This is a genomic window from Pantoea sp. SM3 (genome assembly GCF_000963995.1).
Lineage (GTDB): Bacteria > Pseudomonadota > Gammaproteobacteria > Enterobacterales > Enterobacteriaceae > Pantoea > Pantoea rwandensis_B.
Map to the genome: position 1 here is coordinate 15170 of NZ_JZRD01000040.1, position 13046 is coordinate 28215.

A 13046-nucleotide genomic window follows, 5' to 3' on the forward strand; every position below is an offset into this window, starting at 1 on the left:
GAAGGCCGTGGAGTCTGATATTCGCATGGCGAACTCTGCACATTATCGAACAGTCTGAGTTTCCCTATGGCGTAACTGCCGAATGGCGGCATCGCCCATCGGAAACTCACCTTCTAGGGCGACCAGAATCATCAGCTCTTACGATGCTGCTGATACTGCTGCGCCACCTGCTTAAAGTACTCGGTCAGATAATCGATACATACCTGCACCTTCAACGGCATCTTGTCCTTCTCGGTATACAGCGCATACACCGGACGCGGTTCTGAGTGATATTGCGGGAACAGAATATCGATCTCCCCGGCGTTAATCTCATCAATCACCCACATCAGGGGGACATAGGCGATGCCGCAACCGGCTTTCAGCCAGCGAATCAGCGTCTGTGAATCATTGGTGACGAAGCGACCCTGCGGCGTCAATCGCGTCACCAGGCCTTCCGGCGCGACCAGTTCAAAGGTGTTATCCGGGCGAACGCTGTACTCCAGCCATGAAAAATTATCGATTTCACCCGGTTTGTCTGGCGTGCCATGCTGTGCCAGATAACTTTTTGCGGCACAGACCACCATCGGCATTGCGCCCAGTCGGCGTGAGAACAGGTTTGAATCTTGCAACGCGCCTACGCGGACCACGAGATCCAAGCCGTTAGCGATCAAATCTGGCGCGGGAATGCCGGTAACCAGATTGACGCTCAAACCAGGATATTCACGCAGCATATCGCTGGTCATGGCAGACAACACGTTTTGCGCCATGGTGGAGGAGCAGCCGATGCGCAGAACACCGATCGGCGTATTGTTAAAGGCATAAAGCTGTTCGTGCACCTGAGACGCTTCAGCCAGCATGCGGCGGCAACCCTGATAGTAGATCTTACCTGCTTCGGTCAGACCAATACTGCGCGTACTGCGATTTAACAATTTGACCTGCAACTCATCTTCCAGTTTAGCGACAATTTGGCTGATTGACGAAACGCTAAGATGAAGCTGGCGTGCCGCGGCGGTAAAAGAACCTAATTCAACCACTTTGGCGAAAATGGACATGCCTTTAAGTCGTTCCATTGTTTACTCTGGCTAAAAAGTGATTTAGCTCACAATATGTAGAAAACGTATAGTCATGCGCGTTACTATACGCACGCTGGGTCTGTTCACCGCACCTTAACACGGCTGTGTTTAAACGATGATACGCTATCATTAGCTCAACGCGGCCTGAATGTTGCCATCAGTCTCCCAATCATCCCCTGATTCTCAACCCGACGTGCCATACGGCATGAGGGCAGGTATCGGTGCAATCCGGCAAGGTCGAACTAAGGAACCGTAATGAGTGTGCTTCCGGTATTTGTCGTATTCGGGCTGAGTTTTCCGCCCATCTTCATTGAACTACTGGTTTCGCTGGCGCTGTTCTGGCTGGTGAAACGCGTGCTGACGCCCAGCGGAATTTATGACCTGGTGTGGCATCCGGCACTTTTTAACACAGCGTTGTATTGCTGCGTGTTTTACCTTGTATCCCGTCTATTCGTCTGAGGTTTTTAAGTGAAAGCGCTCATAAGAAAAATCGCGCGTTACGCGATTACTATCCTGCTGGTTATCATCGCAATCGTGATCATCTTCCGCGCCTGGGTGTTCTACACCGAATCGCCCTGGACGCGTGACGCCAAATTCTCCGCTGATGTGGTGGCGATCTCGCCGGACGTGACCGGCCTTATCACTGACGTGCCGGTGCACGACAACCAACTGGTGAAACAGGGTGATACGCTGTTTGTCGTGGATCGCCCGCGCTACCAGAAAGCGCTGGATGAAGCCCAGGCGGATGTCGAATATTACCAGGCATTGGTCAATGAAAAGCGTCGTGAAGCGGCGCGCCGTAACCAACTCGGCACCAGTGCCATGTCACGTGAAGCGATCGATCAGGCTAATAACGATCTGCAAACCAGCGAACATCAGTTGGCGAAATCGGTGGCAACGCGCGATTTGGCGGTGATCGACCTGGATCGCACCACCATCAAAGCGCCTTCAGATGGCTGGGTCACTAACCTGAACGTTTATCAGGGCGAGTTCATCACCCGTGGTTCCGTTGCCGTGGCATTGGTACAGCAGCACTCATTCTACGTGCTGGCGTATATGGAAGAGACCAAGCTGGATGGCGTGCGTCCGGGCTTCCGCGCCGAAATCACCCCGCTGGGCAGTAATACCGTATTGCGCGGCACGGTGGACAGCATTGCTGCGGGCGTGACCAACAGCAGCAGCAGCGTGGACAGCAAAGGTATGGCGACCATCGATTCCAACCTCGAATGGGTACGACTGGCACAGCGCGTACCGGTGCGCATTCATCTTGACGATCAACCGGGCAACCGTTTCCCGGCGGGCACTACCGCCACGGTGGTGATCACCGGTGATAAAGATCGTCAAACCAAAGTCTCGCCGATGACGCAGTTCTTTAACCGCCTGCGCGAGTTTGGTTAAGCGAGGGCGTTATGATTGAGTTTTTGCGTTTCCCGGTGAAGCTGACATTTGCGCTGGTTGCAGCGCTGATGATTGGCTTTCACTTTAATCTGGAAACGCCGCGTTGGGCGGTGATGACCGCCGGCATTGTGGCCGGTGGTACCGCCTTTGCTGCGGGGGGCGATCCCTATTCTGGCGCACTGCGCTATCGCGGCATTCTGCGCATCATTGGTACATTTATTGGCTGTATTGCCGCCCTCACTATCATGATCGCCACGGTGCGTGCACCGGTGGTGATGCTGCTGCTGTGCTGTTTATGGGCGGGGATGTGCGTCTGGCTCTCTTCGCTGATTAAAGTCGAGAACTCTTACGCGCTAGGTTTGGCTGGTTACACTGCGCTGATCATCGTGGTCACCGCCGATGCCAGCGGTGGCTTAACGCTGGCACCGCAATATGCCGTTGAACGTTGCAGTGAAATCGTCATTGGCATTCTGTGTGCGATTCTTGCGGATATGCTGTTTTCGCCGCGCTCGATCAAAAAAGTGATTGATGCCGAAGTCGATTCGCTGCTGGTGGCGCATTACAAACTGCTGCAACTCTGTGTCGCCCACGCGGATAAAGACGAGGTGGATCGCACCTGGAGCGCGCTGGTACGTCGCACAACGGCACTCAACGGCATGCGCAGCCAATTGTTGATGGAATCTTCGCGCTGGAAAAATACCAGCCGCCGATTGCAGATGCTGAATACGCTGTCGCTGACGTTGATTACGCAAGCAGCTGAAACCTTCCTGATTCAAAACGCTCGTCCGGATTATATTCCGACGCAGTATCGCCTGCTGATTGAGAAAGACGTTCATAACGTCGATGACGTGCATAAGCGCATGAAGGTGATGCGTCGTTTAATCAGTGTCAGCAATAAAACCGTGCCGATGACGGTGGCAAGCTGGGTCGGTGCAGCAACAGAGTATCTGCTGCTGATTAATGGTGTGCGCAGTAACAGCCGCATTACCACGCTGGAAGAGAGTATCCTGCAGCGCGAAGTGGTGATTCAGGCACGTTCGGCGGAAACCCATCATGCGATGATCAACGGCGTGCGTACCTTTGTGGCGACCGCGCTCGGTTCTCTGTTTTGGCTCTATACCGGCTGGACTTCGGGCAGTGGCTGTATGGTGATGCTGGCCGTCATCACCGCACTGGCGATGCGTATGCCGAATCCGCTGATGATGGCGAAAGACTTCTTCTACGGTATGGCCTTCGCCGTGCCACTCGGTATGCTCTACTTCGTCTATATCCTGCCAGCCACCCAGCAAAGCGCGTTGCTGTTGTGTATCGCGATTGGCGCACTCGGCTTTATCGGCGGTATCTTCGTGCAACGACGTCAGATTGGTACGTTAGGTGCGTTGATTGGCACCATCAATGTGCTGGTGCTGGATAATCCGATGAAGTTTGAGTTCAACGTCTTCCTCGATAACGCCCTGGGCCAGTGGATCGGCAGCTTTGTGGCGATGATGGTCATTCTGCTGATTCGCGATAAATCCAAAGCACGTACCGGCCGTAAATTGTTGAATCGCTTTATGTATGCGGCTGTGGCGGCCTTGACCACTAATCAGGCGCGCCGTCGCGAGAACCATCTGCCCGCGCTCTATCAGCAGCTGTTTCTGCTGCTCAATCTGTTCCCCGGCGATATCGACAAATACCGCATCGCGCTGACGCTGATTATCGGCCATCAGCGACTGCGTAATGCCGAGGTCCCGGTTAACGCGGAGCTTTCGGCTTATCACCGTCAGTTGCGATACACCGCCGATCGCGTGATTTCAGCCACCAGCGATGACAAGCGGCGCTACTACTTTGAGCGTTTGTTGAAGGAGCTGGAGATTTATCAGGAAAAGCTCCATCACTATTCGGCACCGGAGAGTGTTACCGAACCGGTGAAACGGCTCTCGTTGATGCTGGATAAATACCAGAACACCCTCATCCAAATCTGAAATCGGCCGCTGCACCTTGCAGCGGCCTTTTTGATCCCACGCTGACACAAAACCCGATGATATTGGCATCTATACTTTCCTGACAGGATGCAAACTAGCAGGAGAAGAATGATGTCCACCTCTCTACAACAACACGCGCTGTTTAAAACCGGCTATTTCGCTGCGGGCCAATGGCACAACGCCAGTGCTACCTTTGACGTCACTAACCCGGCAACCGGCGAAGTGCTGGCCAAAGTCGCCCGAGCGGGTAAGGCGGAAACCGAGCAGGCCATCGCTGCCGCTCAGCAGGCTTTTCCGGCATGGCGTGATAAAACCGCGAAACAGCGCGCGGAGATCCTTCATCGCTGGTATCAACTGATCATTGAGAACAAAAGCTGGCTCGGGCAGCTCATGACGGCCGAGCAGGGCAAACCCCTGAAGGAAGCCGAAGGTGAAGTCGAGTACGCCGCCAGCTTTATTCAATGGTTTGCCGAGCAAGCTAAACGTGCCAACGGCGAAATCATCCCGCCGGCGAAACCCGGATCACGTATTTTGGCAACACGTGAACCGATTGGTGTGGTGGCGGCTATCACGCCATGGAATTTCCCGATGGCGATGCTGACACGCAAGCTTGGCCCGGCGCTGGCAGCAGGCTGCACCGGCATCATCAAACCGGCGAATAATACGCCGCTGTGTGCCTTTGCACTGTTGGCTCTGGCACAAGAAGCCGGTGTACCTGATGGCGTGTTAAATGCGGTGGCGGGCGATACCCATGCCATCAGCGACGCCATTATGGCTAGCCAGGCGGTGCGTAAAATCTCGTTTACCGGGTCGACCGCCGTGGGCAAAACGCTGATGCGCAACGCAGCAGACACCATGAAGAAAGTCTCGATGGAGCTGGGCGGCAATGCACCTTATATCGTGTTTGAGGATGCAGATATTGAGGCGGCGGTACAGGGCGCAATAGCCAACAAATTCCGCAATGCGGGCCAGGCTTGTGTCAGCGTGAACCGTTTCTATGTGCACAACGCGGTCTACGATCGTTTCGTCAATCAACTGGCCGATGCCGTGGGCAAGCTGAAAGTGGGGAATGGCGTTGAAGAAGGCGTGATTGTCGGCCCGCTGATCGAGCGCTCGGCGCTGGAGAAAGTAGAAGAGCACGTGAAGGATGCGCTGAGCAAAAGCGGTAAGTTGCTGATCGGCGGCGAGCGTCATCCGCTGGGAGGCAACTTCTGGCAGCCGACGGTGATTGCCGAGGCGCATGAGGGGATGAAGCTGGCCCAGGAAGAGACCTTTGGTCCGGTCGCCGCCTGCTTCCGCTTTGATGATGAAGCCGATGTCATTCAGCGCGCCAATAACACAGAATACGGATTAGCCGCCTATTTCTACACGCAAAATCTGCAACGGGTGTTCCGCGTCTCGACGGCGCTGGAGGCCGGGATGATTGGCATTAATGAGTGTGCCGTATCCACCGAACTGGCACCGTTTGGCGGTGTAAAAGAGTCCGGTTTGGGACGTGAAGGATCGGTGCTGGGAATGGAAGAGTACCTGGAAGTGAAAGCGCTGCATATTGGTGGGCTGGCCTGACGGGCGGCCCTGCCTGCAAGAGGGAATCACGATGAGAACCGAGCGTTTTGATTTTGACGAAATCGTCGATCAAGCCCATTTCTATCGCCAGTTCAGCGATCGTTTTGCGCTGGCGGATCTGGCCATCAGCGATCTTGACGATCTCTGGGATGCGATACTTGGGGAGCAGTTGCCATTGCCGCTGGAAATTGAGTTTGTGAATCTGGGGACAGGGCAGAAACGCCGGTATGGCGCATTAATCCTGCTGTTTGATGAAGCAGAAGAGGAGCTGGAAGGCCAGCTCCGCTTTAATGTGAAGTGACAAGCCGAAAAAGGGCCCCGGCGAGCGGGGCCAAAGGGTTCGTCAGAATTGACGAGGAATTATTTATACAGCTCGGCGGTCACGTGATAGCTGTCGCCGGTTTTCGCTTCAATCACTTTATAAGCACTGGCACCTTGTGCATCGGCTTTCTGAGAAAGCTCAGAACGGTAATCCATTGGCGAACCGCCGGTACCGCTGATGGTGATAGTGCTGCCGGTAGGTTGCAGATTTTGCGCCTGCTCATCAGTTACCAGTTGTGCTGCTGATGCACCAAAGGCAAACAGGGAAAGAAGGCTGGCGGCTGCGATGGTTGATTTGATTTTCATGATTTTTTCTCCTCGTTGTAATCAACAACCTGCGGCAAAAAGTGGGTGAGGCGGGTCGTCGATCAATTGTCTGGCGCCGTTCAGGCGCCCGACGTTCGATGTATTCTTATTTGTACAGTTCTGCAGTCACGTGGAAGGTGTCGCCACGGTTATTCTCAATGATGCGGTAATGGCTGGCACCCTGAGCATCGGCTTTCTGCGACAGTTCCTGACGGACGTTAGTCTGATCACCGTCAACACCGCTCACACTGATGGTTTGATTCAGCGGTTGCAGTTGTTCGGCTTGTTCGTTAGAAACCAGGCTGGCGGCACTGGCACCGAAGGACAATACGGAAGCCAGACCTACGATGGCGATAGCTAATTTGGTTTTCATGATTCACTCTCCTGAAATGGGATTTGGCAACCTGAGAGGCAAATGCGTCTCAAATGGGTCGCCGTTCACACTGCGTCTTGTTCGGTCAACTTATTTATAAAGCTCAGCGGTGGCGTGATAGCTGTCGCCGGTATTCGCTTCGATCACACGGTAGGCTTTAGCACCTTCCTGATCGGCTTTAGCATTCAGCTGCTCATGGATATCCATCGGAGAACCGCCCACGCCGCTCACACTAATGGTGCCGGCAGGTTGCAGATTCGCTGCCTGTTGGGCATTGATAGAATCTGCTGCAAAAGCACCAAATGACAGGGCAGATAGAACACTCAGGGTTGCGATAGTAGTTTTAACGTTCATGGTATTTTTCCTCGTCTTCTGTTTTTATCTTTTTCTTTCGTGTGATTTGCATCACGAAAACAAGTATAGATCTAATCACCCATGAAATTAATATCTGGCTAATAATGTTTGGTTGTTATTCTTTATCCTTATGGCACCTTTTTAGAACTGGAAGTTATTAAAAACGGTCAAACATTAACCATTGACTGTTATTTATTCGTAAAAACAATGATCTGCATCAAATTATCTTTTCGTGCGAAAGATCATGGTTGATCCGGCTGGCTGATACGCCATAAGAAGCTATAACCACTGAGCACAATATGTAAAGCAGTGTAAAATAGCGCGAATGGTTAAGCAGGGGAAAAGGTCGTACCAATATTTCGGCGGATGCAGAACCGGCAGCTATATCGATAACTTATTATTAAAAAAGGATTTTGTAACAAGCGTGGCGGGTAACGAGTCATCAGGAAGGATGTTACCGGCAGATTATCTGCCGGTTAAGACCAGGGTTTTATAGTTCCTGTTCGAATAAAACCAGTACGGCATCGTGCAGCTGTTTTACGGAGAAGCTACGCGCAGGGGTAATAAAGATGGTGTCATCCCCCGCGATAGTCCCGAGAATGCCTTCCGCTTTACCGAGTGAATCCAGCAGGCGTGCAATCAGCTGCGCAGCACCCGGGCTGGTGTGAATCACCACTAAGGCATCATTGTAATCGATATCCAGCACCAGATTCTTCAATGGGCTGGTGGTGGTCGGCACGCCCAGTTCGGCTGGCAAACAATAAACCATTTCCATTTTGGCATTGCGGGTGCGTACGGCACCAAACTTGGTCAGCATACGAGAAACTTTTGACTGATTGATGTTCTCGAAGCCGTCTTCCTGCAGCGCCTGTACGATTTCGCCCTGAGAGCTGAATTTTTCTTCTTTTAATAACGCTTTGAACGCTTTGATCAAGTCGTCTTGTTTTGATGGGTTTCGCATAAGCTACCAATAAAAGAGGGGTGCAGCAGGCAACAGGCCAGCGGCAGATAAATTATTATGCATTTAGATGAATTTTTATGCAATAAGCGTAGTGAGAGAATCGCGCTAATCAACTGCGGACAGGCATCATAGCAGAGTTTTGTGTTGCGCCAAAATCGCGGGCTGACGCGCAAAGCGAAGGTTGCAATGTTGTTATAGTATTGAAGTGGTAACAACTATATCGATGATCATTGCCGTCCATTGTCTTCTGGCTGCGATTGTATCATTCAGGCGACTTCTGAAGTGGAGATGTCTCGGGAGCCGATTGCGGCGTCATGTTATTGCGCGACAGGTTTGTCGCTATCGCCTGAGAAGTTGATTAAACTCGTAACCTGATGGATTTTCGGCATATCTCTGCCCCACCTTCATAAGGAGTTCAGGATGAAAGTTGCCGTTCTCGGTGCAGCCGGTGGTATTGGCCAGGCGCTCGCACTGCTGCTCAAGACTCAATTACCCGCAGGTTCCGCTCTCTCACTTTATGATATCGCCCCGGTTACCCCCGGGGTGGCGGTTGATCTCAGCCATATTCCTACCTCAGTGAAGGTGGAAGGGTTCAGTGGCGAAGACGCGACACCTGCGCTGCAGGGCGCCGATATTGTGCTGATTTCTGCGGGTGTGGCACGTAAACCCGGCATGGATCGCGCCGACCTGTTTAACGTTAACGCAGGCATTGTGCGTAACCTGATCGAGCAGGTTGCCAGCACCGCGCCGAAAGCGCTGATTGGTGTGATTACTAATCCGGTTAACACCACGGTGGCGATTGCGGCTGAAGTGTTGAAGAAAGCCGGCGTGTATGACAAGAACCGCCTGTTTGGTGTCTCAACCCTCGACATTATCCGCGCCAACACCTTTGTTGCAGCGTTGAAAGGCAAGCAGCCTACCGAGATCGAGGTCCCGGTGGTGGGGGGGCACTCAGGCGTGACAATTTTGCCGCTGCTGTCGCAGGTTAAAGGCATCAGCTTCAGCGAACAGGAAGTGGCTGACCTCACTAAGCGTATTCAAAACGCCGGCACCGAAGTGGTGGAAGCGAAAGCTGGTGGTGGATCGGCGACCTTATCCATGGGGCAGGCTGCTGCGCGCTTTGGTCTCTCACTGGTGCGTGCGCTGCAGGGCGAAGCAAACGTGGTCGAATGCGCTTATGTTGAAGGGGACGGTGAGTATGCGCGCTTCTTCTCTCAGCCGCTGCTTATCGGCAAGAACGGTATCGTGGAACGTCGCCCGTTGGGTTCTTTGAGTGCGTTTGAACAGCAGGCACTTAACGGTATGCTGGAAACGCTGAAGAAAGATATCGCGCAGGGCGAAGAGTTTGTGAAGTAACGCTCAGCAGAAAAAACAACGCCCGGTCATTGCCGGGCGTTGTCATTTATAAGCCGCCAGATTTAAAGGTCTGGCTGGACGGTGAGCCATTGCTGGCCGGTGTTTTACGCCCCAGCGTTTCCATACGCACCTGGAATGGTGGGAACGGCATCTCAATACCGTGCTCTTCAAAGCCGCGCAGAATCAACTGATGCAACTCATGACGCAGCGGCATGCGGTGGCCCATCTCAGCCGCGTGCACACGCAATTCAAACAGCTGAATGCCTTGCTGTAAATCCACCAGGAATACATCCGGTGCGGGCATATCCAGCACGTAGGTACAGCGCTCGGCCGCCTGCTTGAGAATGTTGGTGACTTCATCACTGTTAACATGAGCCGGAGCCGGAATGGTCAGCACCACACGCGTGACAGAATCCGACAACGACCAGTTAACGAACTGCTCAGTGATAAAGGCCTTGTTCGGCACGATGATCTCTTTACGGTCCCAATCGGTAATCGTCGTAGCGCGGGTATTGATGCGGGTAATGCTGCCGGTCAGATCGCGAATGGTAACGGTATCGCCGATACGAATTGGCTTTTCGAACAGGATAATCAGACCAGAAATAAAGTTGGCGAAGATCTCCTGCATACCAAAGCCCAACCCCAGACCTAACGCCGCCACCAGCCACTGCAGTTTTGCCCACTCAACGCCAATGATCGAGAAGCCGACTAATCCGCCAATCAGCATCAGCACGTACTTGGTCAGGGTAGTGATGGCATAACCGGTGCCAGGTGACAGGCTGATGTGTTGCAGTAACGCCAGTTCCAGCAGGGCAGGCATATTACGCACCAGCTGAGTGGTGATAATGAATACCAGGATGGCAATCAGCACCGCGCCCAACGTAATCGGCTGCACGCTCTCTACGCCCTGCACCGTGGTGCTGGCATCCCACAGTGGGATGTTGTCGAGGAAACTAAAGGCCGAGTGAATTTCTGACCACAGTACAATCACCGATACCAGTGCGATCAACGTGAGAATAGAGCGCACCAGACGCAACGACTGCGCACTGATCTCATCCAGATCCAGGCTCGGTTCATCGATCTCAATCGTATCGGCGTTGGCGGGAGTCTGTTGCTCTTTCTCTTCTTCACTGCGCGCGCGGTTCGCCAGCATATCGGCACGGCGTTGGCGGGCGCGATCAAAGGCGATGCGACGGCGTTGGATCAGCATCCAGCGGCGGATAATGTGGTAAATCACCAGCAGGAAGAACCAAATGCCTACCGAGGTTTCCAGGCGCGCCAGCAGCGCCTGCGCCGTCGCCAGATAGCCGATGCAGGAAGCCAACGCCGCCACCAGCGGGATGGCAATCATCAGGTTCCACAGAATGCGGTTAACGAAGTTGTCGCCGTTGCCCTCTTTATCCAGATACAGCGGAATGCCTGCACGTTTGAGGCTGACGGTGACAATACTTAACGCACCGCAAATCAAAATGAAGCACAGGCGACCGAGCGTGCCGGAGAACTGCGGATCGTCGAGATTGGCAAAGGCAATCAGCAGCATGATCAGCGGCACAATCAGGCCAACCGTCAGAGAGTAGTAACGCATAGCACGCGCTACCCGCGCCTGCGGCCAGCGGAAGTGCACCACAAATAGCCCATCATGACGCGCAAAAGCAGCACTGATCATAAAGGCCCACAGCAGCGGCAGTGTGGCGGTGATGCCATCTCCAATCGCAACGGCAAACGGATAAGGCCAGGCGTGCTGCAAACCAAAGCCCAGCGCGGCCCACAATACTGGCAGCGGCACGGCGACCAGAATAGACCAGAACACGGTGCGCAATGTCAGGCTAAAGCGGTCCTGGGTCACTTTGCCCACTTTGCTGGCGGAACGCGCCATAAAGGCATTGTAATGACGGCGCGAGCTGATGCTGAAGCCCACCAACAGCACTGCGCAGATGATTGGCATCACGGTTTCTTTGCTGGTAAACATCATCGCCAGCGCTTTACCCAGTTGCCCTAAGGTATCCAGCGACAGCAGGCGGGTTAAGTCACGCGCCACGTCAATCGGATACTTCAGGTCGATGGCGCTGACATCCGCCGTCCAGAACAGATAACGGTGCGTAGCTTCCTTCACTTCACCCAGGGCGTCCTGCAACTGCGTGTTCGACACCTTCAGCTTGGTGATTTCCAGAATCAGTGTATCGCAGCCGGAGATCAGTGAATTGAGCAGCTCGCGCTGGGTTTTCAACTGGGCATCAAGAATACGGGTTTGCTCGCTGGTGAACGGCGTGCCGTCATCCTGCTTCTCTTTGCGCAGATCCTTTTGCCGCTCCAGCAAATCTTCATAATGCAGCCGTTGCACACGCAGTTGGCCCATCTCGCTGTCAATCTGCTGCGACTTCGGCATATCCGGCAATCTGGCGACTTGCGCACGCAAGGCTTCACCCAGCAGATTCGAGGCGCCCAGCCATTGTGATTGTTCGCGCAGCGTGCTGAGAGCCTGGCGCACCTGTAGCGTTTGGTTGGTGGCCAGACGTTGCTGCGAAGCGACCAAATCCATACGTTGAGCCTGCTCATTCAGGTCGGCTGATAGCTCACGGTTGACGCGGAATTGATCGCTGATCGAAGCCGGTAAATCGCCACTGTTTTCCGCCAGCTGTTCAGTGCGTTCGAGCGCCAGTTCCGCTTCTCGCTGACGCTGGTTATTCAGTTGATTGCGCAGCGATTGCAGATAGTTATCCAGCTGCGTCACTTTGCGCTGATGCACCTCCGCCCGCATACGCGCCAGCTCCTGGCGATTATTGGCGGAGAGCTGTGCCAGTTCTAACTCATCCACACGCGCTTTATTGGCGGCATTCTCGGCCAGTCGGGCATAAATCTGCGCCTGAGCCAGCGGCGTAGCGGCCGCAGAAAAGCCCTGAGCACGGCGATCGCTTTCGGTCATCGCCCGGCGTGCGTCAGTCTGCTGCTGCGGTAACTGTGAAAGTGAATCGCTGATCTCACGTGCGCGGTCCTGCTCTTGCTGCGCCTGGCGGCCTTCTTCCAGCAGCTGGCTGCTGATTTGCAGGATTTCCTGATCCAGCTCGGCGCTGCTCATGTTGGTGCGAACCGTTTTACTGCTGTCGGTCAGCGTGGCAATCTGCTGACGCAGTTCACGTGCCAGCCGTGGGAAATCATCAATCACCTGCTGATACTGTTTGGCACGCTCCAGCGATTCATCACGCTCAGCGAGGAAATTGATCGCCGCTTCAATCGCCTGAACTTGCTCGGCTTGAGCGGGAGAGGCTTTGGCGGATTTGGCCGCATCCAGTTCCTGCTTCAGTTGACTCGCAGGAGGAACGGTGGCTGCCAATACAGAACTGCTGAGCACCAGGCTCAGCAGCAGAGAGAGAAAAACGCGCACGGGATAGGTTCCG

General features: G+C 53.9%; 12 protein-coding genes. 6 read left to right on the forward strand and 6 right to left on the reverse strand.

Annotated elements, in window-relative coordinates; all coding sequences use genetic code 11:
- Positions 1 to 131: 131 nt before the first annotated feature.
- Entirely contained in the window at positions 132 to 1049 is a 918-nt protein-coding gene (gene aaeR, locus VI01_RS21175; RefSeq protein ID WP_045816535.1) for an HTH-type transcriptional activator AaeR, read from the reverse strand.
- Between the two features lie 258 nt (positions 1050 to 1307).
- Between aaeR and aaeX the strand changes: the two genes are divergently transcribed.
- The 5 genes from aaeX (at position 1308) to VI01_RS21200 (ending at position 6281) form a co-directional block, all read left to right on the forward strand.
- Complete coding sequence (aaeX, locus tag VI01_RS21180) at positions 1308 to 1511, forward strand: p-hydroxybenzoic acid efflux pump operon protein AaeX (RefSeq protein ID WP_021508145.1); 204 nt, start codon at positions 1308 to 1310, stop codon at positions 1509 to 1511.
- 9 nt (positions 1512 to 1520) lie between these two features.
- A complete protein-coding gene (gene aaeA / locus VI01_RS21185; RefSeq protein WP_045816536.1) occupies positions 1521 to 2450 on the forward strand; it encodes a p-hydroxybenzoic acid efflux pump subunit AaeA in 930 nt (309 codons plus the stop codon).
- An 11-nt stretch (positions 2451 to 2461) separates the two neighbouring features.
- Positions 2462 to 4414: a p-hydroxybenzoic acid efflux pump subunit AaeB gene (gene aaeB, locus VI01_RS21190; protein ID WP_038644377.1), complete on the forward strand. Its 1953-nt coding sequence runs from the start codon at positions 2462 to 2464 to the stop codon at positions 4412 to 4414.
- 111 nt (positions 4415 to 4525) lie between these two features.
- On the forward strand, positions 4526 to 5980 hold the full coding sequence (locus tag VI01_RS21195; RefSeq protein WP_082082085.1) for an NAD-dependent succinate-semialdehyde dehydrogenase: 1455 nt from the start codon (positions 4526 to 4528) through the stop codon (positions 5978 to 5980).
- A gap of 31 nt (positions 5981 to 6011) precedes the next feature.
- Entirely contained in the window at positions 6012 to 6281 is a 270-nt protein-coding gene (locus VI01_RS21200; protein WP_034831139.1) for a hypothetical protein, read from the forward strand.
- A gap of 59 nt (positions 6282 to 6340) precedes the next feature.
- Here VI01_RS21200 and yhcN (VI01_RS21205) read toward each other — a convergent pair whose 3' ends face one another.
- From yhcN (VI01_RS21205) to argR, 4 genes are all read right to left on the reverse strand, one after another.
- Positions 6341 to 6607 (reverse strand): peroxide/acid stress response protein YhcN, encoded by a 267-nt coding sequence (yhcN, locus tag VI01_RS21205; RefSeq protein WP_045816538.1) that lies wholly within the window; start codon positions 6605 to 6607, stop codon positions 6341 to 6343.
- 106 nt (positions 6608 to 6713) lie between these two features.
- The gene (locus VI01_RS21210; RefSeq protein WP_034831135.1) at positions 6714 to 6980 is read right to left on the reverse strand and encodes a YdgH/BhsA/McbA-like domain containing protein; all 267 of its coding nucleotides are present in this window, start codon (positions 6978 to 6980) and stop codon (positions 6714 to 6716) included.
- 90 nt (positions 6981 to 7070) lie between these two features.
- Positions 7071 to 7334 (reverse strand): peroxide/acid stress response protein YhcN, encoded by a 264-nt coding sequence (yhcN, locus tag VI01_RS21215; protein WP_034831133.1) that lies wholly within the window; start codon positions 7332 to 7334, stop codon positions 7071 to 7073.
- A gap of 490 nt (positions 7335 to 7824) precedes the next feature.
- Positions 7825 to 8295, reverse strand: a complete 471-nt coding sequence (argR, locus tag VI01_RS21220) for a transcriptional regulator ArgR (RefSeq protein WP_034831131.1) — start codon at positions 8293 to 8295, stop codon at positions 7825 to 7827.
- Positions 8296 to 8715: 420 nt separating this feature from the next.
- On the opposite strand from argR, the gene mdh reads away from it, so the two are divergent.
- A complete protein-coding gene (gene mdh / locus VI01_RS21225) occupies positions 8716 to 9651 on the forward strand; it encodes a malate dehydrogenase (RefSeq protein WP_038644384.1) in 936 nt (311 codons plus the stop codon).
- 46 nt (positions 9652 to 9697) lie between these two features.
- Here mdh and mscM read toward each other — a convergent pair whose 3' ends face one another.
- On the reverse strand, positions 9698 to 13033 hold the full coding sequence (mscM, locus tag VI01_RS21230; RefSeq protein WP_045816539.1) for a miniconductance mechanosensitive channel MscM: 3336 nt from the start codon (positions 13031 to 13033) through the stop codon (positions 9698 to 9700).
- Between the last annotated feature and the right edge of the window lie 13 nt (positions 13034 to 13046).

Bases quoted from the DNA above. Each gene is read 5' to 3' on its own strand.
- mdh (WP_038644384.1), top strand. From the start codon at position 8,716: ATGAAAGTTGCCGTTCTCGGTGCAGCCGGTGGTATTGGCCAGGCGCTC.
- yhcN (WP_034831133.1), bottom strand. From the start codon at position 7,334: ATGAACGTTAAAACTACTATCGCAACCCTGAGTGTTCTATCTGCCCTG.
- VI01_RS21195 (WP_082082085.1), top strand. From the start codon at position 4,526: ATGTCCACCTCTCTACAACAACACGCGCTGTTTAAAACCGGCTATTTC.
- argR (WP_034831131.1), bottom strand. From the start codon at position 8,295: ATGCGAAACCCATCAAAACAAGACGACTTGATCAAAGCGTTCAAAGCG.
- yhcN (WP_045816538.1), bottom strand. From the start codon at position 6,607: ATGAAAATCAAATCAACCATCGCAGCCGCCAGCCTTCTTTCCCTGTTT.
- VI01_RS21200 (WP_034831139.1), top strand. From the start codon at position 6,012: ATGAGAACCGAGCGTTTTGATTTTGACGAAATCGTCGATCAAGCCCAT.
- aaeB (WP_038644377.1), top strand. From the start codon at position 2,462: ATGATTGAGTTTTTGCGTTTCCCGGTGAAGCTGACATTTGCGCTGGTT.
- aaeX (WP_021508145.1), top strand. From the start codon at position 1,308: ATGAGTGTGCTTCCGGTATTTGTCGTATTCGGGCTGAGTTTTCCGCCC.
- VI01_RS21210 (WP_034831135.1), bottom strand. From the start codon at position 6,980: ATGAAAACCAAATTAGCTATCGCCATCGTAGGTCTGGCTTCCGTATTG.
- aaeR (WP_045816535.1), bottom strand. From the start codon at position 1,049: ATGGAACGACTTAAAGGCATGTCCATTTTCGCCAAAGTGGTTGAATTA.